Source organism: Streptomyces sp. NPDC059037 (assembly GCF_042740015.1).
In the GTDB taxonomy this organism is placed as follows: Bacteria; Actinomycetota; Actinomycetes; order Streptomycetales; family Streptomycetaceae; genus Streptomyces.
This window is the reverse complement of the sequence record NZ_JBHYIG010000082.1, coordinates 4,198-26,084: the sequence shown is the minus strand read 5'-3', so window position 1 is coordinate 26,084 and position 21,887 is coordinate 4,198. Positions and strand designations below refer to the sequence as shown.

At 67.2% G+C, this 21,887-nt stretch carries 24 protein-coding genes and 1 pseudogene; 7 read left to right on the top strand and 18 right to left on the bottom strand.

Going from position 1 to position 21,887, the window contains the following annotated elements; translation table 11 throughout:
• Nucleotides 1-7 precede the first annotated feature (7 nt).
• The 4 genes from ACFWY6_RS18955 to ACFWY6_RS18940 all read right to left on the bottom strand — a co-directional run bounded on the left by ACFWY6_RS18955 (nucleotide 8) and on the right by ACFWY6_RS18940 (nucleotide 2,406).
• Nucleotides 8-349, bottom strand: coding sequence for a DUF397 domain-containing protein (locus ACFWY6_RS18955; protein ID WP_384691503.1), 342 nt, complete (start codon nucleotides 347-349; stop codon nucleotides 8-10).
• Nucleotides 350-438: 89 nt separating this feature from the next.
• Nucleotides 439-657 (bottom strand): hypothetical protein, encoded by a 219-nt coding sequence (locus ACFWY6_RS18950; protein WP_384691500.1) that lies wholly within the window; start codon nucleotides 655-657, stop codon nucleotides 439-441.
• Entirely contained in the window at nucleotides 654-866 is a 213-nt protein-coding gene (locus ACFWY6_RS18945; protein WP_384691497.1) for a hypothetical protein, read from the bottom strand. Before ACFWY6_RS18945 ends, ACFWY6_RS18950 begins: the two co-directional genes overlap by 4 nt.
• Before the next feature lie 361 nt (nucleotides 867-1,227).
• The gene (locus ACFWY6_RS18940; RefSeq protein ID WP_384691494.1) at nucleotides 1,228-2,406 is read right to left on the bottom strand and encodes a helix-turn-helix domain-containing protein; all 1,179 of its coding nucleotides are present in this window, start codon (nucleotides 2,404-2,406) and stop codon (nucleotides 1,228-1,230) included.
• A 132-nt stretch (nucleotides 2,407-2,538) separates the two neighbouring features.
• On the opposite strand from ACFWY6_RS18940, the gene ACFWY6_RS18935 reads away from it, so the two are divergent.
• Both ACFWY6_RS18935 and ACFWY6_RS18930 read left to right on the top strand, forming a co-directional pair.
• Complete coding sequence (locus ACFWY6_RS18935) at nucleotides 2,539-3,084, top strand: flavoprotein (RefSeq protein WP_384691523.1); 546 nt, start codon at nucleotides 2,539-2,541, stop codon at nucleotides 3,082-3,084.
• A 129-nt stretch (nucleotides 3,085-3,213) separates the two neighbouring features.
• Nucleotides 3,214-3,606 (top strand): VOC family protein, encoded by a 393-nt coding sequence (locus ACFWY6_RS18930; protein ID WP_384691491.1) that lies wholly within the window; start codon nucleotides 3,214-3,216, stop codon nucleotides 3,604-3,606.
• A 1,070-nt stretch (nucleotides 3,607-4,676) separates the two neighbouring features.
• Here the strand turns inward: ACFWY6_RS18930 and ACFWY6_RS18925 are convergent.
• The 12 genes from ACFWY6_RS18925 to ACFWY6_RS18870 form a co-directional block, all read right to left on the bottom strand.
• The gene (locus tag ACFWY6_RS18925; RefSeq protein WP_384691488.1) at nucleotides 4,677-4,925 is read right to left on the bottom strand and encodes a hypothetical protein; all 249 of its coding nucleotides are present in this window, start codon (nucleotides 4,923-4,925) and stop codon (nucleotides 4,677-4,679) included.
• A complete protein-coding gene (locus ACFWY6_RS18920) occupies nucleotides 4,922-5,149 on the bottom strand; it encodes a holin (RefSeq protein ID WP_384691486.1) in 228 nt (75 codons plus the stop codon). The genes ACFWY6_RS18925 and ACFWY6_RS18920 overlap by 4 nt, the downstream gene beginning before the upstream one ends.
• A gap of 12 nt (nucleotides 5,150-5,161) precedes the next feature.
• The gene (locus tag ACFWY6_RS18915; RefSeq protein ID WP_384691483.1) at nucleotides 5,162-5,941 is read right to left on the bottom strand and encodes an N-acetylmuramoyl-L-alanine amidase; all 780 of its coding nucleotides are present in this window, start codon (nucleotides 5,939-5,941) and stop codon (nucleotides 5,162-5,164) included.
• A 101-nt stretch (nucleotides 5,942-6,042) separates the two neighbouring features.
• Complete coding sequence (locus ACFWY6_RS18910; RefSeq protein ID WP_384691481.1) at nucleotides 6,043-6,249, bottom strand: hypothetical protein; 207 nt, start codon at nucleotides 6,247-6,249, stop codon at nucleotides 6,043-6,045.
• A gap of 44 nt (nucleotides 6,250-6,293) precedes the next feature.
• The gene (locus ACFWY6_RS18905; RefSeq protein WP_384691478.1) at nucleotides 6,294-6,830 is read right to left on the bottom strand and encodes a hypothetical protein; all 537 of its coding nucleotides are present in this window, start codon (nucleotides 6,828-6,830) and stop codon (nucleotides 6,294-6,296) included.
• A 79-nt stretch (nucleotides 6,831-6,909) separates the two neighbouring features.
• Complete coding sequence (locus ACFWY6_RS18900) at nucleotides 6,910-7,134, bottom strand: hypothetical protein (protein WP_384691475.1); 225 nt, start codon at nucleotides 7,132-7,134, stop codon at nucleotides 6,910-6,912.
• 93 nt (nucleotides 7,135-7,227) lie between these two features.
• Entirely contained in the window at nucleotides 7,228-8,097 is an 870-nt protein-coding gene (locus ACFWY6_RS18895; RefSeq protein WP_384691472.1) for a geranyl diphosphate 2-C-methyltransferase, read from the bottom strand.
• Between the two features lie 17 nt (nucleotides 8,098-8,114).
• Nucleotides 8,115-9,170: a family 2 encapsulin nanocompartment cargo protein terpene cyclase gene (locus ACFWY6_RS18890; RefSeq protein ID WP_384691520.1), complete on the bottom strand. Its 1,056-nt coding sequence runs from the start codon at nucleotides 9,168-9,170 to the stop codon at nucleotides 8,115-8,117.
• 349 nt (nucleotides 9,171-9,519) lie between these two features.
• Nucleotides 9,520-10,941 carry a family 2B encapsulin nanocompartment shell protein gene (locus ACFWY6_RS18885; RefSeq protein WP_384691469.1) on the bottom strand — a complete coding sequence of 474 codons (1,422 nt, stop codon included), beginning with the start codon at nucleotides 10,939-10,941 and terminating at the stop codon, nucleotides 9,520-9,522.
• A 342-nt stretch (nucleotides 10,942-11,283) separates the two neighbouring features.
• Nucleotides 11,284-12,840 (bottom strand): hypothetical protein, encoded by a 1,557-nt coding sequence (locus ACFWY6_RS18880; protein WP_384691467.1) that lies wholly within the window; start codon nucleotides 12,838-12,840, stop codon nucleotides 11,284-11,286.
• A gap of 290 nt (nucleotides 12,841-13,130) precedes the next feature.
• Nucleotides 13,131-14,342 (bottom strand): low temperature requirement protein A, encoded by a 1,212-nt coding sequence (locus tag ACFWY6_RS18875; protein ID WP_384691465.1) that lies wholly within the window; start codon nucleotides 14,340-14,342, stop codon nucleotides 13,131-13,133.
• Between the two features lie 218 nt (nucleotides 14,343-14,560).
• Nucleotides 14,561-15,526: a trypsin-like serine protease gene (locus ACFWY6_RS18870; protein WP_384691462.1), complete on the bottom strand. Its 966-nt coding sequence runs from the start codon at nucleotides 15,524-15,526 to the stop codon at nucleotides 14,561-14,563.
• Between the two features lie 145 nt (nucleotides 15,527-15,671).
• On the opposite strand from ACFWY6_RS18870, the pseudogene ACFWY6_RS18865 reads away from it, so the two are divergent.
• Nucleotides 15,672-15,776, top strand: a pseudogene (locus ACFWY6_RS18865) (excalibur calcium-binding domain-containing protein); the annotation flags it as partial.
• Nucleotides 15,777-15,866: 90 nt separating this feature from the next.
• Here ACFWY6_RS18865 and ACFWY6_RS18860 read toward each other — a convergent pair.
• The gene (locus tag ACFWY6_RS18860; RefSeq protein ID WP_384691459.1) at nucleotides 15,867-16,235 is read right to left on the bottom strand and encodes an amphi-Trp domain-containing protein; all 369 of its coding nucleotides are present in this window, start codon (nucleotides 16,233-16,235) and stop codon (nucleotides 15,867-15,869) included.
• Between the two features lie 71 nt (nucleotides 16,236-16,306).
• Nucleotides 16,307-16,741 carry a hypothetical protein gene (locus ACFWY6_RS18855; RefSeq protein ID WP_384691456.1) on the bottom strand — a complete coding sequence of 145 codons (435 nt, stop codon included), beginning with the start codon at nucleotides 16,739-16,741 and terminating at the stop codon, nucleotides 16,307-16,309.
• Nucleotides 16,742-16,965: 224 nt separating this feature from the next.
• On the opposite strand from ACFWY6_RS18855, the gene ACFWY6_RS18850 reads away from it, so the two are divergent.
• From ACFWY6_RS18850 to ACFWY6_RS18835, 4 genes are all read left to right on the top strand, one after another.
• Nucleotides 16,966-18,402 carry a DUF2252 domain-containing protein gene (locus ACFWY6_RS18850; protein WP_384691453.1) on the top strand — a complete coding sequence of 479 codons (1,437 nt, stop codon included), beginning with the start codon at nucleotides 16,966-16,968 and terminating at the stop codon, nucleotides 18,400-18,402.
• Nucleotides 18,403-18,513: 111 nt separating this feature from the next.
• Nucleotides 18,514-20,127, top strand: coding sequence for an MFS transporter (locus ACFWY6_RS18845; RefSeq protein WP_384691451.1), 1,614 nt, complete (start codon nucleotides 18,514-18,516; stop codon nucleotides 20,125-20,127).
• Between the two features lie 228 nt (nucleotides 20,128-20,355).
• Nucleotides 20,356-21,297, top strand: a complete 942-nt coding sequence (locus tag ACFWY6_RS18840) for a glycosyl hydrolase (protein ID WP_384691449.1) — start codon at nucleotides 20,356-20,358, stop codon at nucleotides 21,295-21,297.
• 111 nt (nucleotides 21,298-21,408) lie between these two features.
• A complete protein-coding gene (locus tag ACFWY6_RS18835) occupies nucleotides 21,409-21,750 on the top strand; it encodes a hypothetical protein (protein WP_384691446.1) in 342 nt (113 codons plus the stop codon).
• The last annotated feature ends 137 nt before the right edge of the window (nucleotides 21,751-21,887 follow it).

The following is a 21,887-nucleotide window of genomic DNA, read 5'->3' as shown; positions in this document are numbered from 1 at the left end:
TACCTTCTCAGGCGGTGGCGCTGGCTGAGGCTGCCTGGAGGTCGTCCTCGCTCGCACGGAACTCGTCGAACTCACCCGCGATCACCCCATCAAAGAACTTGCTGATCTCCAGTCGGGACATGAGCAGCACCGGCGACTTGGGGTCCTTGTCGTCGCTGATGGCGATCATTCGGGTGCCGTCGGGGATGCTGTGGTGCGGGTGGCCCTTCGCATCCGGGGCCGCCGCGAGGATCACGCATTCCTTCAGGATCGGGTCGAGGTCGGTGCGGCCTGCCTTGCGCCAGTTCAGGCCGGGCGCGGTGTGCTGTGCGTAGGGGATGGTGGTCTTGCCGTTGGTGAGCGTGCCCATGCGGCACCTCCTGATTGAGTGGGTGGATAGGGCGTCCCTCGCCCCGAGTGGATGAGCGCGACGCAGAGCGCTTCTCGGGGCGAGGGGGCTTACAGCCCGCCGGTGGACCGGCGGGAGCCCTTGGGTTGTGCCGGGGGCGTGATCCCGGCCATCGCGTGGCGTGCTGCCCGCCATACGATGCGCTTCTGCGTGCCCTTGCGGCACGGCGCCCCTCGGCGGCATCGGGGACAGCCCATGAGGTGCTGGACGTAGCGGCCGTAGACCTCTTCGACGACGCGCGAGGAGGTGAGCGAAGCCTGCGTGTTCATTGCTCTGCCTGCCTGGCAGCGGTGCAGGCGAGGGTGATGAGCACTTCTACGGCGGCGGGTTCGCACAGGTCTCCTGCGCGGCGCGGTGGCACGGCCCAGTGCGTGCCGGGCGGCTTCCTGCCGATGCGGGGCACCCCGAGATAGGTTCCCTTCGCCAGGAGCGGCGCGACGCGCTGGTGCTCCCACACCTGCCCGTGGAGAGGGCACATCAGGGGGTAGTACGTTCCGCCCATGGTGCGGTCGTCGTAAATGACCGGGCCGTCGAGGAGCTCCTCCAGGCACGTAGCGACTGCGCCCGGAGCCCGGCTTCCTACAGCGGCGTGGACGAGGGCTTCAGCAAGGCGGGGCGCTACGAAACGGCGGCCGAGCGGGAGCAGAGCGACGCCTGTCTCGGCCCATTCGTGCCAGGCGTGACCGGGTTCCTGTTGCGCCCTCGCCAGCCACTCTGCGGCTCTCTCTGTCTGCTGCGCATCCACCGTCTGCCCCTGCCGTCATCAGCGTCGATCAGGTCTGAGACCAGGGTGATGACGTGCAAGGACGCTAACTGTCACTCTTCAGTGACACCGGCTGTCACAGCCCGAGCCACGAGGACATGTAGCCCAAGGCGTCGGGTGTCCGGCGCTGCTGGTGGATCAATCCCTCGATCGTTGCTCGTGCTCCGGGGTGGTAGCGGGTCTGCTGTGGTGCCAGCTTGCGGGCTTCCGCGATGGAGCTGAGCGCAGCCTCACTGCGGCCGGTCTCCATCTCCGACCGTCCGCGGTCGATCCATACGTGAGCGCGCCGGGAGGTGGGCCATGAGTCGGGGATCTTCAACTTCCGTGCTTTCTCCACGGCCTTGCCGTACTTGCCCATCTCGGTGAACGCGGACAGCTCGTGAGCCGACCAGTTCGTGGGACCGAACGAAAGCCAGTGCACATGGCTCATGTCGCCGATACGGTCGACGATCGTCTTCGCCTCGGCCAGGTGGGTCTGCACCCTGTCGGCGTCGCGCGCGCGGGCGGCAATCACGGTGGCGCCGAGGTGCAGTTGCCCGGACACGGCGAGGGCTTCCGGAGTTTCCTCCCCTTGGTCAAGGAGGAAGTGGCCGGCGTCCACCAAGCGCAGCCCGATGGTGTGCTCGCCCTCGCGGTGGTAGACGAGGCCACGCATGTACTGGCGGACGGCGGAGAGGACAGGGTCAGACGCGCGTTGTGCCGCCCACTCCATGCGGTCCAGCGCGATGGTGGACAGGTCGTAGAAGCCGAGCTTGACGGTGACGTCGTGAGCAGTGCGGTAGGTGGAGCCGAGCGCGGCCCATAGTTCGGTGGAGGGTGTGCGGTAGGCGGCCGTCGTAATCTCGCTGATCAGGCGAGGCAGTGTTCGGGCGGCCTTGTTGAGCTGGGTCGCGCGCACCTGCTCGCACAAGGCTCCTGCTGCTTCCACAAGTTGGGGCGCCTCACGGGTGGCAACATCGGGATCGGCCCCAAGGTCGTACAGATCGAGCGATTCGCGGATGGGCCGAATCAACTCGGCAAGACGATCCTGTTGCAACTCGGTCATGTAGGGCTGTCCTGTCAGGGCGGTGACGTCGACGTGCAGCGCCCGAGCACATGCCGCGGTGAAGTCCGGACCGGCTGCCTTATGCCCACCCTCGACCTGGTGGACGTAGCTGTACGAGTAGCCGATCTTCAAAGCCAGACCACGCTGTGTGTAGCCAGCCAACTTCCGTTGCTTCGCGATCCGGGCCCCGGGATGGTCGTCTCTGGGCATACTGGAACTCCGTTCCTGACTCACCATCTGGAACGGTACCCGCGCTACGTGGCGCTGGACCGATATCTGCCCTTGATCCACCTGGATCAGGGGCAGTTGCATGTGGTCAACCACGCAAGGTGGGATGGAGCCATGACCTCACGGACGCTGTACCTCTTCGGCTCGGCCGCGCCCCCCGTCTTTCAAGCGGCGTCGGTGATCGAAACGGCACAGGCAGACGGGTGGGATGTTTGCCTCGGATTGACCCCGACGGCAGCCCAGTGGCTCGACGAGAGCCTGGACGACCTGGCTTCCCTCACCGGGCACCCGGTACGCAGCGAGTACAAGCTCCCTGGCGAGCCGGACGTGTGGCCGAAGGCAGACGTCATCTTGTTCGCCCCGGCGACGTTCAACAGCATCAACTCGTGGGCCCTGGGCCTCACGTCATCGTTCGTCGTCGGCGTCGTCGCCGAGGGCATCGGCAAACAAATTCCAACCGTGGCGATGCCCTGCGTGAACGCCGCGTACGCCCAACACCGCCAGTTGGATCGAAGCGTTGTGGAACTACGGGAGCAGGGCGTGACGGTCCTGTACGGCGAGGGCGGGTTCGTGCCCAACCCGCCGGGGTCCGGGCAGCCCAAGGGATACCCCTGGGATCTCGCGCTAGGAGCCGCGAAGCAGCTGCTCGACGGGGCATGAGGAAAGGCCCCCTCCCACCCGAAGGCGAGAGCGGGGAAAGAATCAGAGGAGCATAGTTTGGGACACCCTCAAGTACCACCAGAAAGCCGTGATCGAGATCATTGCGCAGATTTGGCAGGAGCCCTCGGTATGTCTGTAGCCCTCCGTGTCGTGGAGATCGAATGTGTCGATCCCATCCAACTCGGCCAGTTCTGGAGCGCGGCGCTTCAGACCGAAATGGGGCCGGGTAGTGACGGGGTGAATGTGCCGTTTCCTGGCAGTGACGTGTTGCTGTACCTCAAAGAAGGGCGCAGCCAAGGCGCCACGAACTGCGTGCGACTGCACCTAAATCCTCAGCAGCGTTCGCTTGTCGAAGAGGTTGAACGGCTTCAGGCGTTGGGTGCGAACGTCGTGAAACAGGGCTGGCAGCATCGCGGGTTCGGCCTTGGCCTGACACTGATGGCTGACCCGGAGGGTAACGAGTTCTATGTGCAAGCTAGCGATAAGGAGGTTGCCGTAGTTCAAGATGCCATTGAGGACTAGTGAGGGCTTCGGGTTGGCTGGCGGCAGGGAAGAGCGCTAGCTGCGATGGATGGAATTGATACTAGAGTTCCGAGAATAGAGGAGGGCAGGAGTAGGATATTCTGCTCACCTCCTCCTGCCGCTCTCCTTCATGGCCTTCACCCGCAGTACAGTGACTTCTTACTGCTGTGCTCTACCTCGGAGCCGTGGTCGGACCCTCCCCTGTCCCACACAATTGCAAGGGTCGCCTCGGTGTAGTAGCGGTGCTTGCTGATGATGTCTGTGCATTTGTGACTAACTTTTCCGTGGATGCCACACCTCCGCCCCCACCTAGTGTCCTTGTGGGCAATCGTGTGGGACCCCCTCATGATGGAAACGGTCATGCGGCACGCGTACGGAGTCTGCGTGCAGGCTTGGACGCCTGCGGATGCGTAGATCTTCTTGCCGCCATGCTGCAAGAAGTTTGGGGGCTCAACGGCAATCTTGCAGCCGCGGGCGCGGTCGCCCCCCTTGCCTCCGGTGTTGAATCCGGTTGATGCCTGAACATCACCCGGTGCGGCATTCGCTGTCACCGGAACGACCCAAAGGCCGAGAGCCGTGATACCGGAAATTGCTATTGCGGTGGCTTTTGTGCGGAGCAAAGTATCTTCCCCCTTGTTGTGTGCTTCCCGGCTGGCCCCGGGATCTTGAACTCAATCGATCATGGCGCAGGTGGACGAGCTTGGACGGCACGTTCTGGCCTGATGGCTCAAATGGGCTCTTGCGTGTCGTGCTCATATCGCCCATCCGGCCTTCTGACGTCGCAGAACTCGGTCTATGGGCGTGCGAGTGCGAAGTTAGGCCGGGAAACGGAAGGGCCGATTCCAGTATGTGGCCAGTGTGTCTGCCGGTGCGCCAGAGAGCCGAACTCTGATCAGTGACCGAATGCTTCGTACAGTTCCGGAAATGCGGAGCGAGGCCGATCGTGCAGCCAGCGAGGGGCAGCGGCCCGTGTACGTCCGCAGGCCCAAACACGTCAGACAGGGGTGGGAGGGCGCGGCCTTCGGACACAGAGATGGACCCCTCCCGCCCGAAGGCGAGAGGGGTCCAAGTCAGCGTGCAAGCAGTGACACCGCACCAGTAACGGCGCCTGCCACACCGGCGAGGGTGGCGATCGTGGGCAGCGGCCACCTCCCGCGCTCCAGGGTGCGGATGCGGGTCTCGTGATCCTGGATATTCGCGGCCTGTCCGGCGAGCCCATCGAGCTTGGAATCCACCCGCGTTACGGCATCGCGCAGGGGTCTCATCTCCTGGTACATCTGCGCCGAGCTGATGAAGACGCCGGGGTCCTGCGCCGTCACTCGCGCACCCTCACCGTCTCAGTCAGTCCCGGCCCCTCCATGCCGCCGCTCGTCGCAACTGCTGTGAGAAGTGCGAGCACGGCCGCGAGCCCAGCGGTGCCGAGCGCGCTCTCCCAGGGAACGGACAGGAGGTCCGTTGCGCCGGCGGTGAGCACTGCGGCGAGCGACTGCGCGAATGTCCGCACGACGCGCTCGGCGGTCGCCCTCCAGAAAGCGGAAGTCATCACGGGTCTACCTCACTTCTTGGGGAGCTTGAGCTTCTGTCCGACGCGGATGTCGTCGGGGTTCTTGAGGGTGTTCAACTCGGCGATCTCGGGCCACCTGTTGGCGTCGCCGAGCTTGGCCTTGGCGATCGCAGAGAGGGTGTCGTCCTTGCGGACGGTGTAGGTCGAGGTACCGCCCGGCGACCACGAGGCGGGGTGCTTGAGGCGCTCGTCCACGCGCTTGTGGATGTCGGCCCAGTCGAGTCCGGGCCCGCGCGGGTCGACCTTGCCGGGCTGCCAGTCGAGATGCCGGATCACGGACGCGGCAGTCCAGCCGTGACGGCGGCAGATCGCTGCCGAGGCCCGCACGATCGCCTCGACCTGAGCCTTGGGCCACAGATCCTCGCCGTCGCCGAGGTTCTCGCACTCGTACCCGTAGAAGTGCCGGTTGCCGTCGGTGTTCGCCTCGTTGTCGGCACGGAGCGCGCGCTCGGCGATGACCGCGCGGAGCACGTCGTCGTCGCCCAACCCTGCGTGGTTGGCGCGGCCGTAGCCGACGAGGTGCACCCGCCCGTCCTTCGTGATGACGCCATGGCACAGCGGGCCGGGCAGCGAGGAGTGCTCGTCGCGGCAGATGGCGGCCGTGCGGGCCGAGCCGGACGTGACGGTGTGGTGGATCATCACGCCGTGCACGGGGCCCCAGGCGCCCTTGTGGTTGCGGTTGTGGTGCTGCCAGTCGTCGACCTCGACGACGCGCACGCCCTCGTCGCGGAGCGCGTCGAGGAACGCGGACGCGGACAGTGGTGGAGCCATGGGATCTCCAGACATGAGAAAGCCCCGCACCTGATCAGGTACGGGGCTAGGGGGTGGGAACTCAGCGGATGGGTGGCAAGGGCCCAGAGATCTACGGGTCGTCAGCAGCGGGGCGTGGTGGTGGAATTGTCGAATGCCGAGCCGACGCTAACGAGTCCGCAGAGCACCTCCTTCTGGAGCGACGTCGGCTGCTGGCGGGTGGCGTCGGCGCCGGGGCCGGGGCCATCGTCGGCGCCGGCGGTGCCGGCCCCGCCGATGATGGTGACTGTGGCGAGCGTGACGCTGGCGAAGAGGGTGCGCATACGCATGGGGTACCTCCTGGCGAGGGAACTGACCTTTCGAGTCCCAGGCCTCACCAGTCCGGCATACAGATAAAACGATCATGGTCCGTCTGCGGTAACCGAACCGTCCGTTCGTGCGAGCCCGGCCGCGTCCAGGAGGCGGCCTCGTAGGAGCCCCAGATGTTGAGGCGGTCCCCGACGGCCCACGCGGTATTGCCGGGCTGCACGGTGGTCGTGCTGCTGGCGGTCTGGGAAGGCATCTCCGGGCTGTCCATGAACCCGCCGTCGCCATTGACGACGATCGCGGTCAGGGTCTGCGTGCTGGCGTTGACGTAGGCCGAGGCCTGCCAGCGCGCCGAGGCGGAGGTGTCGAAGATCCAGGCCTCCAGCGGCTGCCAGGTGTTGCCGTCGGCGGTGTACGGAGCAACCGGCAGGGAGAACGACCAGTTGGCGTCGGTGACGGACTGCGTCGAGGTGGCACCCCACGTGAACCGCATCGCGATGTTCACCGTGGGGCCCACGATCTGATAGCGGCCCAGGAGCGTGCCGTCGCCGAGCGTCGTCGTCCCGGAATCGGCCTGGCCTGGTCGCCACAGGGCGTACGCCATCGGGTTGTCTCCTCGGATGAGTCATCCGGGAGGTCGAGGAGGGGGTAGGACTGCGAGAGCGGGCTCCGGTGCTCGATCGTCAGCCGCCGCGGGGGGCGCCGTCATCGATCGGCTGGACTGTGCGGGCGGGAGGACGTTCGGTGGTCCCGTGGTGGAGTCGGTCGTCGGGTGACTCAACTTCGTCCGCGAGGCGGCCCTGTGCGGCCTCCCCATCGGAGTCTGTGCCGCCGGACCTGTCGTCGGGGGTGTTGGGCTTCCTCTTGGCGAGCAAGTCCGGTACCCACTCGGCCAGTTCAAGATCCATCGGGGAACAGACTCTCCTATCCGAACCTCTTGGCGGGGGTGCTGCGGGACGCGGCCCGAGAGTCCCGGGTGCGTCCCACAAGCAGTCGGCGGATCAGATCCGGTCGGCGGCGATCAGCAGGTACTGGAAGCTGCCGTTCTTGTACGCGGTCAGAAACGCTTCCTCGATGCCGGTGGCCAGGGAGGACTTGGCGCGCAACTCCCAGTACGGGATGGTCGCCGCGGTGAGGTCCACCACGCTGATCGGCACGAACCGGTTGTTCGCCATCTCCCTGAAATAGGCGGAGCGGGGGTGAATATCGCAGATGTAGTGGGCGTTGATCGTCGAGACCTCGCGGGAGGGCAGACCGTATGTGTCGTTGTAGCAGCCGGTGATGGTGACGTACCGGCCGCCGCGGGCGACGAGGCGGGCGTACTCGGCGAACAGGGCCGACAGGTCGACGTACATCGTGGACTCGTTGTTCCAGATGCCGCGGAACGAGCCGGTGCCGAAGCCGGTGTCGAGCATGTTCTTGAGGTGGAAGCTCACCTTGTCGTCCACGCCGCGCTTCTTGGCCTGCGTGGTGGCGAAGGCCACCTGGGTCTCGGAGATGGAGATCCCGTCGACGTGACAGCTGAACCGCTTGTTGGCGACCAGGCTGCCGCCGCCGCGGCCGCAACCGGAGTCCAGGAGACGGTCGCTGGGGGTGACGGCGCCGAGGTGGTCGGCGAGCAAGTCGGCCTGGGCGCACTCCAGACGGTGCAGTTCGGCGATGATGCGCTCGTCGCGGGTGCCCTGAGGGCCCTGCAGGACCGACCAGTCGACGTCGCCAATTCCGTAGTGGTGATGGTAGAAGCCGTCGACCTCGCCAAGGCGGAGGTTGACGGGGTTCTCCTCGCGGTTCCAGTAGTCGGCCACCGACTCCTGGTAGGGGCTGATGGCCGGGGCGGCTGCCACGCTGGCGCGGTGCGCTGTGGTGGTCATGCGGTGGTTGCCTTCTCTCACCAGTAGTTGGGCAGGGAGTAGCGGTAGGTGTTGGTCTGGTGCCATTCGTGATTGCCTGCGACCCAGGCCTCGAGGCTGGTGGTGTACCGGGCCAGGACCGGGTCCGCGGCGGCCAGGAGGGAGGATTCGTCCTCGAAGGCGTGCATGATCTCGTTGTGGATCTCGACGGCCTTCAAGTAGGCGTCCTTGAGGCCGCGTTGCTCCTCGGCGGCGATCACGACCGGCAGGTTCAGGTGGTGCTCGTCGACGGCCATCTCCTTGGTGAAGGAGTACAGGTCGTTGACGAGCGTGGTGGCGTTGCAGGCCAGCGCGGTGACGCGCTGGACTTCAGGGCGGGAGTAGAGCGGCTCGGGCAGCTCGTAACCGTCCATGGCGTCCACGATGGACAGGCAGGGCCGGAAGTTGTTGAACTGCCGCATCACCAGGTACTTCCACACCGGTGGGGTGGTGCGGGTCTGCGCCCAGGCGGCCTCGGCGAGGTACCCCAGGTGCAGGCGCGCCATGTCGTGGACGAACCGGGTGACCTGGCTGGGAGTGGCGATGTCCCGGTAGGCCCGGATCGCGGAGTCGTAGGAGCGCAGCGGAGCGTCCGCGGCAAGGCCCTCCTGCCACTGCTGTTGGTAGCCGTCCGCGGTGTGCAGGGGGTCCAGGGCGCTCTGCGCGATGATGAGCCGCCCGCCCAGGCCGACGGGGGATCCGCCGTAGTCCTCGCAGTAGCAGTCGTCGACGACGTTCTCCGCGACAAGGAGTTTGCCCGCGACGACGAGGTGCTCCAGGTCGACTGCGCCAGGGTGTTGCAGGACGACCGCACGGCCGGTCTGGAACCCGGCGAAGTCCCCCGCCCATTCAGGGGGAAACAGGTCGAGCTCATGGGCCCAGGCCTCGAGTCGCCTGTCCACCTCGGCGACCTTGGCCGGGTCGGCCGGCACGGCGGGCGGAACGTAGATGCCCGGAATCGGGTCACCGGCGCGGGGCTTGCCCGCGGGGGCGGGAGCGGACCGGCCCTGGTTCTCGCGCGGTGGCAGGAGGGCCCTGGCCGCCGATGTACCCAAGCCGGTCGGGCCGCCGGGAAGCCACGTCACCTCCCGCCCCTCCGGGAGCACGGGCCGCTCGACCGTCGGCTCCGGGAGTACGGGCAGCTCGACCGTCGGCTCCGGGAGTACGGGCAGCTCGACCGTCGGCTCCGGGAGTACGGGCAGCTCGACCGTCGGCTCCGGGAGTACGGGCAGCTCAGCCGCCATCTCCGGTGGTGCGGCGCACAGCTCCCGCTCACCGGGACGTCGTGCCGGGTCGGACAGTGCGGCGCCCACCAGACCCGCCACCCCAGGGGCGGCCGGTACGGCGAACACCCGGGACTGGGACAACACCGTTCAGCCCTCCTTCCCTCGCCGGACGGAGTGCTCAGTCACGCGGCCGTACCTCGACGTTCTCCAGCACGCCGATCGCGTCCGGGACGAGTACGGCGGCGGAGTAGTAGGTGCTGACGAGGTACGAGATGATCGCCTTGTTGTCGATTCCCATGAAGCGGGCGTTGAGTCCGGGCTCGACCTCGTCGGGCAGGCCGGTCTGGTGCAGGCCGATGACGCCCTCGTTCTCCTCGCCGACGCGCATGGCGATGATCGACGAGGTCTGGTGTTCCGAGACCGGGATCTTGCCGCACGGCAGGATCGGCACGCCCCGCCACGCGGGAATGTGATGGCCGTCGACATCGACGCTGCCGAAATAGAGGCCCCGCTTGTTGCACTCCTTGCCGAAGGCGGCGATGGCGCGCGGGTGGGCGAAGATGTAGTTGGTCCCACGGCGCATGCTGATCAGGTCGTCGAGGTCGTCCGGGGTGGGCGCGCCGTTGCTCGACGGGATGCGCTGGTCGAAGTCGGCGTTGTGGAGCAGCCCGAAGTCCGGATTGTTGACGAGTTCCTTCTCCTGGCGCTCGCGCAGCGCCTCGATGGTCAGCCGCAGCTGCTGCTCCGTCTGGTTCATCGGCTGGTTGTAGAGGTCGGCGACCCGGCTGTGCACCTTCAGGACGGTCTGCGCCACGCTCAACTCGAGCTCGCGCGGCTTGAGTTCGTAGTCCACGAACGTGGTCGGCAGGATTGGTTCGCCCTCGTGGCTGGAGAGGAAATCGATCTCGGCCTCACCGGACTTGTTCGTCGCCCTCTGCGCATTGGCACTGAGCTCCTGTACGTGCGCGCGAAGCTCCTCGCACTGGTCGGCGACCGCCTTGTACGCGCTCTTCGGCAGCGCCAGGACGGTCGTCGCGGTCACCGCCCGGGCCGTGAAGTCCCACTTGCCGTCCGCCCCCGCGAGTACGTTGCCGCCGAAGCTGTCGCCGTCCGACAGCCTGCCGACGACGGCCTCGCCCTCGTACTTCGCGGGCTTGATCTGTTCCACCTTGCCGTGCGCGACCAGGAAGACGTGGTCGGCCTTCTTTCCCTGCCGGACGATGACCTGGCCGGGGTCGAACTCCTTCTGGACGAACTTGTCGGCCAGCGCACCCAGCGTCGTGGGGTTGCCGAACCCGCGCAGCAGCGGCAGTTCGGCCAGCTCCGCGGGGACGACACGAACCTTGGACCCGTTCTTGTCGAACGTCACCTTGCCGTCCCCGACCGTGAACGACAGGCGTCGGTTCACGCGGTAGGCACCGCCGGGGACGTTGACCCACGGCAGCTTCCGCAGCAGCCACCGTGAGCTTTTCCCCTGCATCTGGGGTTCGGACTTGGTGGTGGTCGCAAGGTTCCGCGCCGCCGCCGTACTGAGGCTGAGCTGCTCCTGTGCTTGCTCCTGCGCCTTCGCGGCTTCTGGCGCGCGCGTCTCGACAGTCATCGGCTACCTCTCCCATTTCATGAGATGACCCGCCTGACTCCAGCAGGGCAGACTTCGCCACGGAGCAGACGTCGTTACGTTCCGTACACATTGGTAACGCATTGTGACCGATTGGCGTGGCAGGCGCGGCGGGCCGTGACAGGCCACACGTGAGAACCAAGGGGGTGTCTTCCCAGACCCGACACAGTGCGCCGACGTCTACGCAGGTCACAGCCTTGATCAGGAAGAACTCCCAAAGCGGGTGTCGCAGGTTCGAGTCCCCGGGGCACCAGCAAGAAGGCCCCGGACCGATCACGGTCCGGAGCCTTAGACGGAAAGCTGGATCTCGTCGAAGACAGCCGGCTACCCCGTTCGGCGCCCACGCAGGTCGTCGATGAGGCTCGAGATCTCTGACCGCGTCATGGAGCGCAACCATTCCCTGACCGTTCCCGTAGGCACAGGCAGCCGGGGGTCGATGAGCTCGGCGTGCGACTCGTTCATCTTCCTGGTACGGAACCCATTCCGGCCGAGAAGGTCCAGCGCGTACGAGATCTGCTTGTCGGTGGGAGACAGGTTGAAGGCGCCCAGGGCGAGCGCATCTTCCAGGTGACGCGTGACTGAGCCGGCAGTCCGGTCGTCGGGGAACTTGAAGTAGAGGGCATGCGCGAAGCCGGGGATGCGGCGCCTCCACCCGTTGCCGACGACGGGGATGTCGAGGATGCCGTTGCCGAAAAGAGGCTGCAACGGCCCGCCGAACCAGTCGCCCAAGAACCCGAACCGCCGTGGCCAGCACGGGAACCACAGGTTGGTCCACCGCACTACCGCGAACGGAGCCCCGTCGTAGAGCACTCGCCGGCCTCGCCAGGGATAGGAGTAGTTGGGCACCGCCCCAGATGGCTCTCGCGACCGCTCTTCATTCTGCGGCGGACAGGTCGGCAGCTCGCGCCGCTTGACCCGCTCCTCGAACTTCTTGCGCGTACGGGTGTACAGGAGGTCAGCGAAGTACATCGGCGTGCCGGCGCTGACGAAGTCAGTGATCAGCCATCGATTGCCCTGGGCTCGCAACCCGGACCACAACTTGTACTGAGCGTCGCGGAATTCGTCGATCTGCTCCCTGGTCGCAGTCTTCTGCACGCCTCGGGGCAGAAGCTTGGCCGCCGCCTGTTCCAGATCTCGCAACCCGTCGGGGGCTCCCGTTGCGTCCTTGGACGCCCGGTTGTTCATGGTGCCCCACAGGTGGCTGATCCCGTCGTACGCGATGTACGCACCGAGGCTGTGGGCGACGACAACAACACGCTGGTATCTGAATTTCCCGTCGTATTTGGAAGCGTGGAGTCTCTCCAGAAGCTCCACGAATCCTTTCCGGATCTCATGACGTACTTCGTACGACCGCGGCGATGCGTCGAGGTATCGCACTACATCGACGAAACTGTTGGTAAGGACACCGGGCAAGAATTTGCCGATGCGGGCCAGCAAGAATGTCAGGACGAAGCCCACCACAGCGCTGCCGGCCATTGTGCCGAGCAACTTGGAAAGCCATGCCCAGATATCCTGATCCGGCTGCAGATCCGATAGAGGACACACCCATAGCCACCAGGCACCGGCACCGAAAAGCGCCCAGAACAACAGCCACACGCCCCGCAGCCCCCTAGGTACCCGCCATGGCGGCTTCAGGAGCAGGCGTCGAAACGTCGGCCCCAGGTCGGCGAGCCGGTTGCCCTGCATGAGATGTGCCCAGTGGTACTCGAAGAATTCCGTCTGTGGACGGTCCTCGGTCGCCGGTGCCAGAAAGCGGCGGGACTCATACGAGTCAGTCACGATGTCCGGGCGGGAGAAGAAGCGTCGCTGCCCCGAAACGTCTGGTGGCAGCCCGGCACGAACGAACCCGGTCAGCGCGTCCAAGGGACGCTGCTCACCCATTCCGTGCACGATCACGACCGCCTGCCGCCCGCCTCGCTGGGATGGTGCACTCGCAGCCATTAGCCGCGCCCCTTCGTTCCGACGTCGCCGTCTCGGACGCTCTCCGTAAACGCTCTGAAGTGAAAGGCGCCAAGATTCAGCGTTGCCGAGATTCCTCACTTACGCGATAGGCCGTACTGTTCCCACTCTCCACGGGTCGGCCATCCTGTGCGACCGCCTCTAGGCCGAACGGGCAGGCGACAGGGCTCCGGCCCGCAAATCGGCAGCTGCCGCCTGACCGCCCTCAGAGGTCAACTCACCTGAGGCTGGGACGGCTTCGTGTTCGTGGCCCGTCGCTCCTCCAGAGCCAGGACCCCCGCCACCACCCCCGCCAACACCACAAGCGCCACCAGCGCCGGTACCACCGCGACCACCACCCCCGCGCAGAGGCACAGTGCGCCCCCGGCGATCAGCGGCACGGAGCGTTGGCCTGCGGTGCGGAGCAAGATTGCCGCGGCTGCGGCCAGGAACACGCCCGCACCGCCCGGAAGCGCCCAGGCCACCACCCCGTGCAGCGGCTCGGACAGGTCGTAGTGGGCGGTGTCGGCGACCTGCTTGAGGACCTTCTTCATTCCCAGCGCGGTGAGCACGACCCCACCCACCAGCGGCAGGTGCAGGAAGGTGTAGACGTCGCGGGCAAAGCGGGTCTGGTCATCGCCGGACAGTGCCGCGAGCCGATGCTCTGTCGCTGCGCTCACCTGCCCGAAGTACACCCGCCACAGCCCCGCCACCACGAGCAGGCCCACCGCGGCCGCTCCCAATACAGGCCAGGTGAGAGTGAATCCGGATACGCCTACTCCGATGGCGACGATCGACTCGCCGAGGGCGATGATGACGATCAGTCCGTGCCGTTCGGAGAAGTGGCCCGGTGAGGCCACGCGCCAGCCGGAGCCGCCGACGAGGTAGATCCCGAAGTAGTCGACCGCCACGGCGCCGAGCCAGAGCAGAACCTGTGTGAGGCCGCTGAAGGCGCTGCCGGCCAGGAGCAGGGCGAACGGCGGCGCCACGGAGAGCAGCGCGGTCCGCCGCAAGTTGGCCCGGAGCACCGCGTCATCCGGGTCGGACATCCAGTACGTGATGAGGTGCAGCACCCGCACAGCCCCGTAACAGAGTACGAAGACGAGCGGCACCGGCAGCCCGCCGGCCACGTCCGCATACACGTCGGGCACGGTCAGCGAAACGACCATGACCACGGCCATCACCGCGACGAGCACCCCGAACACCGCCCCGGAGTCGGCCCGCACCACATTCCCCAGCCAGGCGAAACAGCACCAGCACCACCACAGCAGCGCGAGCACGACGCCCCCGCCGAGCAGCCGCAGCGCGGTCGGGTCGGCCGCCATGAGCGCGGTGACCTGGGTGATGGCGTACACGAAGACCAGGTCGAAGAACAGCTCGGCGGGCGTGACGCGATGGTCGCCCTCCGTCGGAACGATCCGCGAACGCTCGCCGCGTATGGCCACGATTCCCCCTCCCGACCGGACCCACCGCCCGGTCGAACCCCGGCGGAACAATACCCAGTGCCGTGCAGCCAGGGGGTGCGGTACGGAACACGTGTGAACTCGCAGCGCCAGAGCCTTGTGGCTTCGTTCGCTTTCAGCGACAGCGTTTGTCGATGAGTTTCAGCAGCAGTCGGCCACCTTGGTGAGAGGGCCGCCGTCCTGGGTTGCGGCGGGTGCGCTCAGGCGGCGTGGCGGGCCTTGCGGCGGCGGACCGCGACGGAGGTGCCGACACCGGCGGCGATCAGCGCGGTGGCCACGCCGGCAATCGCCGCGGTGGTGTTGTCCGTGCCGGTCTGGGCGAGGTCGGAGCCCTTGGCCGCAGTCGACGGAGCGCTGTTGGTCTTCATGGTCTTGTCGATCCAGCCCGCGTAGGCGGGCGCGCTGGTGTAGAGGCCGGGGCCCTGTGAGCACGGCACCTTCGGGGCGCCAGGCCCCGAGGTGACGCCGATCAGCTCCCAGCGGCCGTTCCGGCCCTTTTGGACCTGCGGCCCGCCGGAGTCCCCGAAGCACGCCATGGCGTTGGGCACGGTGGTGATCGTGCACAGCCGGGTCCGTTCCGCGTAGCCGGGCGCGCACTCGGACTTGGCGCCTCTGCGGGTGTTCAGCTCCTGCAGCCGGTCCGGGAACTTGAACTCGGTGTCGACGGTGGTGCCGAAGCCCAGGAGCCGGGTCGGCGTGCCGGGCCGTCCTGCCTGCTCGGCGATCTTGATGGGTTGCTGGGCGACCGGGCGATCCAGGCGTACCAGCGCGATGTCGTTCTTGTTGGCGGCCTTGTTGTCGCCGTTCGCATAGCCGGGATGGACGAAGGTCCGGTCGATCTTCCGGACGGTGCCGCCGGACTTGCGGTGGTCACTGCCGACCCGCACGATGCCGTCCAGCTTGATGCCCTCGACCTTCAGGCAGTGAGCCGCCGTCAGCACCCACTGCTGATCGATCAGCGATGCCCCACAGTTCCCGTCGATCAGACCCTGGTCCGGGGCCGACTCCGGGATGGTCGCCATGAACGGGTAACTCTCGGTGGAGTCCGACCCGTTGACGATCGCTCCGGCGCTGCCGGCTATGACGGTGACGCAGGCCGCGGCCGCGAGAGCGCCGACTACAGTGATGCGGACGGTACGGCGGCGCGGCGGCTTGAAGCTGAACACAGAGGGTTCCCTTTTTGCTTGGTGGATCAGTGCGTATTCAGCCTCGTTGTCCGATGCCTGCCGGACCATCCGGGCAGCGGCCGGTCGATGGTGGGGCTAGCCCCCGGGCAATAGGCGTGTGCGGCTGTGAGGGCTCGGACTCGGCGCCCGCTCAGGGGGCGTCGCACCGCTGCATGTCGGCGACCCGGGCTACGCACCGCATCTGGACCGGGACGGCGACGGTGTGGCTTGCGAACCGTACGTTTCGTGAACCGCACAGTCCTCGGTGCCCGAGCGGCACAGCCCGAGCGGCGCAGCTCCGGCGGCACACTCGGGCGGCATGACAGCAGCCAAGCGCGGCTCAGGGCTTTTTCGTGGCGGATCGCTTCGCGCTCTTGCCTCTGGTGGTGCTCGTACTGCTGCGCCCCGGCTTCGCGGGCACCTTCTTCCGCCCCGTGGCCTTCTCCGTGGTTGCGCCCTTGCGCGACGGCGCCTTCCTGGTCGGTGCGGTCGGCCACTTGAACTCGATCTCCAGCTCGATCTCCCCGTCACCGATCTCGATCTCTATCTCGCTGCGAAGGTCGTCGGGGATCCGCAGACTCAGCGTTCCGGCGCCGAGTTCCAGTTCGGCATCCCCGCCTTCACTCAGCGCGGCTGCGATTGCCGTGAGCTGGGCAGCCGCCTCCAGGCGTGACAGCGAGCGCTTCTGCTCAAACTTGAGGTCCTTCATGCATGCCTCCGATCCGGCTACGAGGCCATCCCTGCCTACGAGGCCATCCCTGCTTCAGCGCTCCGACGGATTCATCGCTCCGACGGACTGGGAGCCGTGCACAGCGCCCAGATCACGAAGCCGTTGAGCGCGATCAGGACCATGGCCCAGAACGGCGCGTAGGGAATCCACAGGAAGTTCGCGATCATGGACAGGCCGGCCAGACCCACGCCGACGACCCTGGCCCAGGTCGAGCCCTGGAACAGGGCGGCACCGGCGAGAACGATGACAGCGCCCAGGATCAGATGGACCCAGCCCCATCCGGTGAGATCGAACTCGAACACGTAGTTTCGGGTGGTGACGAACACGTCGTCGTTGGCGATGGCGGAGATGCCGGCGAAGAGCATCATCAGGCCGCCAAAGATCATCAGTACGGCGGCGAAGACCAGCCAGCCACTGCCGAGACCGGTCCTCTCCGCACTTCGCGCCGCCGCACCCGGGTGGGCCCCACTCACATGACTGGTCATCGCCGGCTCCTTCGTGTCGTACGGCCCCGCACGGCCGCCGAATTTCCGTTCGGCCGTTCGGGCTACTTCCAATCTCGTCCTGTCGGGTGCGCCGCGCATGTCGGGGTGCGGGACCGGCAGCTCTTGGTGGGTAGTCCACAGGACATCTGCAGGAGGCCCGGACGGGGCCTACCGTTGAGGTGAAGCCCCGTCGATGATCCGCACGGCCGGCAGGAAGGGGTCCGATGACCCAGAACGCGACCTCGGCCATGCGCGCGGCAACCCACACCACTCCCGCGGAACGCGCGGCCATCGGCAAGGAGGCGCGGCGCCGCTCGCCGCGGTCGGGCCACGCCGCGTACAAGCCGTCTCCCGACCGGCCGGACCCGCTGGCGATCCTGGAGGCGCAGTCCGCGGCACGGGTGCCTGAGCTCGTCCCGATCCGCTACGGCCGGATGATGGAGTCCCCGTTCCGCTTCTACCGGGGCGCCGCCGCGATCATGGCGTCCGACCTGGCCGACAGCCCGACGTCGGGACTCAGGGCCCAGCTGTGCGGGGACGCGCACTTGCTGAACTTCCGTCTGCTCGCCTCGCCGGAAAGACAGTTGATGTTCGACATCAACGACTTCGACGAGACACTGCCGGGCCCCTGGGAGTGGGACGTCAAGCGGCTTTCGGCGAGTCTCGTCATCGCGGGCCGGGCGAACGGTTTCGACGACGCCGAGCGCGCCCGCATCGTGAGCGCCACGGTCCGTTCGTACCGCGAGGCGATGATCCGTTTCGCGGGCACGGGCAACCTCGACGTCTGGTACTCGAAGATCGATGCGAACCTGCTGGACTCCCTGGCCGCCGGCCGGGCCCAGGGGACGAAGGGCGGTCGCAAGAGGCTGGCCCGTGCCATGGTGAAGGCCCGCACCCGCGACAGCCTGCAGGCGTTCGACAAGCTCACCGAGACGGTCGACGGCAGGCCCAGGATCGCGGCGGATCCCCCGCTGCTCGTCCCGGCAGGCGATCTGCTGCCGGACATCGAACGCGGCGCGCTGGAGCGCCAGTTCCGCGGTCTGATCGAGCGGTACGGCAGGACTCTGCCTTCCGACCGGCGCACGCTCCTGTCGGACTACCGCCTTGCGGACGTCGCCCGCAAGGTGGTCGGCGTCGGCAGCGTCGGCACCCGATGCTGGATCTTCCTGCTGCTCGGCCGGGACGACCAGGACCCGCTCTTCCTCCAGGCCAAGGAGGCCGACACCTCCGTACTCGCCGAACACGTCGGGGCGAGCAGGTACGCCAACCAGGGCGAGCGGGTGGTCTCGGGCCAGCGGCTGATGCAGGCCACCAGCGACATCTTCCTCGGCTGGGAACGGGTGGACGGGATCGACGGCAAGCAACGCGACTTCTACGTACGCCAGTTGCGCGACTGGAAGGGCATCGCCATGCCGGAGCGGATGCGGCCCAAGGACATGCGGGCGTTCGGCGAACTGTGCGGGGCCACCCTGGCCCGTGCGCACGCACGGTCCGGCGACCGCATCGCGATCGCCGCGTACCTGGGCGGCGGCGAATCGTTCGACCGGGCACTCACCACCTTCGCCGAGGCCTACGCCGACCAGAACGAGCGCGACCACCAGGCCCTGATCGACGCCGTACGCGCGGGCCGTCTCACCGCTGAGGAGCTGCCGGCGGCCTGACCCTGGAGACGGCTCCCGCCCGAAGTGACTCCGCCGGCCCCGGTCCGCCAACCGGCTGACCTCCGGGGCGGGTCGCGGATCGCCCTCCGGGGCGGCTGGAACGATGCGCGCATGGCACCCGGAGCAGGCACTGCTGAGAGTAGTTCGGCCACGGCACGCGTCGTCCTCCTTGCCCTCGCGGCCGGTCAGTTCCTGATGGCGCTCGACAGTTCGGTCATGAACGTCTCGATCGCGACGGTGGCCGAAGACGTGGGCACGACGGTGACGGGTGTGCAGGGCGCCATCACTGCCTACACCCTCGTGATGGCGATGTTCATGATCCCCGGCGGCAAAGTCGGGGCGCTGATCGGCCGCAGACGCGCGTTCATGATCGGCTGCGTCATCTACGGCTGCGGCTCCCTCACCACGGCGCTCGCGCCGAACCTGCCCGTGCTGCTGCTCGGCTGGTCGTTCCTCGAGGGGATCGGGGCGGCGCTCATCATGCCCGCGATCGTGGCGCTCGTGGCGAGCAACTTCGCCGCTGAACGCCGTCCCGCCGCCTACGGTCTCGTCGCGGCCGCAGGAGCCGTGGCCATCGCGGTCGGGCCGCTCATCGGGGGCATCGCGACGACGTACTTCTCCTGGCGGTGGGTCTTCGCCGGTGAGGTCGTGGTGGTGCTCGGCATCCTGGTGCTCGCCCGCCGCATCGCCGACGCGCCGGTCGGCGAACGCCCTCGCATCGATCTCATCGGCGCCGTGCTGTCGGCGCTCGGGCTCGGGATCTTCGTCTACGGCGTACTGCGCTCGGACGAATGGGGCTGGTTCCAGCCGAAGCCCGACGCGCCCTCGTGGCTCGGGGTCTCGCTGGTCGTCTGGCTGATGCTGGCCGGCCTGCTCCTGGTCTGGCTCTTCCTCCGCTGGGAGGCGCGCATCGTGGAGCGGCACAGGGAGCCGCTCGTCGACCCGGGCACGCTGCACAACAAGCAGCTCACCGGCGGACTGACGATGTTCTTCTTCCAGTACCTCGTTCAGATGGGCGTGTTCTTCGTCGTACCGCTCTATCTGTCCGTGGCACTGGGCCTGTCCGCGCTCAAGACCGGCGCCCGCATCCTGCCGCTCTCCCTGACACTCCTTGCGGCCGCCATCCTGATCCCCCGCTTCCTCCCGGACGTCTCACCGCGGCGGGTGGTGCGGCTCGGGACCCTCGCGCTGCTCGCGGGCGCGGTGGTCCTGATGGCCGCGCTCGACGCGGAGGCCGGCGCGGAGATCGTCACCATCCCCCTCCTGCTGATCGGGCTCGGCATGGGCGCGCTGGCGTCCCAGCTCGGGTCGGTCACGGTGTCCGCGGTGCCGGAAGCCCGGAGCGCGGAAGTCGGCGGCCTCCAGAACGCCGTCAACAACCTCGGCGCCTCGATCGGTACGGCGCTCGCCGGGTCGATCATGATCGCCTCGCTGACGACTTCCTTCCTCACCAGCGTGGACCAGAATCCGGCGATCCCGGCCGAGGTCAAGAACCAGGCGAACGTCGAACTCCAAAGCGGCGCACCGTTCTTGTCGGACGCCCAGCTCAAGTCCGCCCTCGACGAAGCGGGCACGAGCACGGAGGTGACGCAAGCGGCACTCGACGCGAACGCCGACGCCAGGATCGACGGCCTGCGCGCCGCACTCGCCATCCTCGCCTTCGCCGCTCTGCTCGCGATGTTCTTCACGTCACGGATCCCGAAGACCCAGCCACGTTCGACGTGAGATGCGCCATGCCGCGTCCGGCTCCAACGATGTCCGGTAGCAGCACATGACGGCGCCGCAGACGCCCCGGGGAACCTGTCCGCGCGGGGCAGCATGCCAAGGAGCTTGCGGCAAGGACCCTTCTCCCTACGAATTCACGTAGTAGCGATCTCTCATTGCCTGCGTACCCGGACTTTCTCATTATGGCGAGGCCATCGGGCTGTCCGGGGGCTCAAGGCAAGGATGAGAATGAAACGAAAGCTCGCGACGACACTGGCCATGGCGGCAGTTATCCTCGCATCCATGGCCATGCCGTCCGAGGGTGCCGTCACCCCGTCCCGCCTTGGCGTCTACGTCGGTCCCGGCAAAACCGCCGAAGTCAATAATTCTCAGTCGTGGCTCGGGCGGTCGCAGGTCGACGCGACCGACTACCTGGATCCGGCTGAGAACATCAAGTGGAACCAGTACGCGACCAAGTACTGGGGCGACTGGAAGAAAGCCGGAGCCGACCGGGATTTCGTACTCGGGCTGCATTTGCTGCCCAAGGGCGGTACCTACGCGGAGGGGCTTGCCGGTAAGTACGACAGCCAGTTCCGGGACCTCGCCGACCTGATGATCAAGGACGGCCTCGGCGAATCCGTCATCCGCGTCGGGTACGAGGGGAACAACAAGAACATCGGACCGTGGCAGGGAACGGACGACCCGGCCGCCTATCGGGCGATGTTCCGGAGGGTCGTCGACCTGATGCGCGCCCGCACCGGGGGGTCCTTCCGGTTCGACTACAACATGGCCGTCGGCACCTCGGGCAAGGTCACGTCGTTCGAGACGCTGTACCCCGGCGACGCCTACGTCGACGTGGTCGGCCTGAACATCTACGACGTGTGGTGGGAGCACCCGGACGCCACGCCGGCCCAGCGGTGGAACCACACACTCACCACCGCCATGGGCGTGAATGAATTCAAGGAATTCGCCGCCGCGCACAACAAGCCGAAGTCATATCCGGAATGGGGCCTGTATAGGAGGGGCGACTCCTATATGGGGGGCGGCGACTCTCCGTACTTCATCGACCGGATGGCCGAGCTCGTCAAGGACTCGCAGTATCAGGCGTATTTCGACCACGACTGGGGCGGCGGAACGCTGGACGACTTCCCGAACGGAAAGGCGCAGTACAGGCTCCGCTTCGGCGGCTGAGGCCCGCCCCGCGGCCCGCACCGCAGCCCGCACCCGCTGACGCCGGTATGTTCGAGCGATCATCGCGAGGGTGGCTGCGGAGGTCGAGGGGCGCATGGATAGGCGGGGACGATGCCGTCCTTCGAGGTGTGGTCCGCGGACCTGCGCGACGACCCGTACTTCATCTGCGCCGATCGCTACTGGCGTCGCCGCTTCCTGGAGGAGCCGACGACCCGCAGGTTCCTCAACCGGGGGAGCGTGGAGTCCGGGGAACAGGTCGCGCAGGTGGCGGGAGAGGCGCTCGCAGGGCCCGGGGCGGAGCGCGGGCCCGAGGCGGAGCGCGGGCCCGAGGCGGAGCGCGTCCCCTTCTTCCTGACCCTCTTCCACGCGGGCAAGCTGCGGGCGAACTTCGCTCTGCTGATAGTCGGCGGAACATGGCTGATCACGCGGAGCCATCGTCGGCCAGGGCACTAAGCGCCCCGCTGGAAGTGCGGTGATCTACCCGCGAGCCGGTGGGGGCCGGTCGCGCAGTTCCCCGGGGCCCCGCCTCGCGGGCGCGGCGGGCGCCCCCCACACCGCGGGTCGCCCGGCGAGCACAGAAACAACAACAC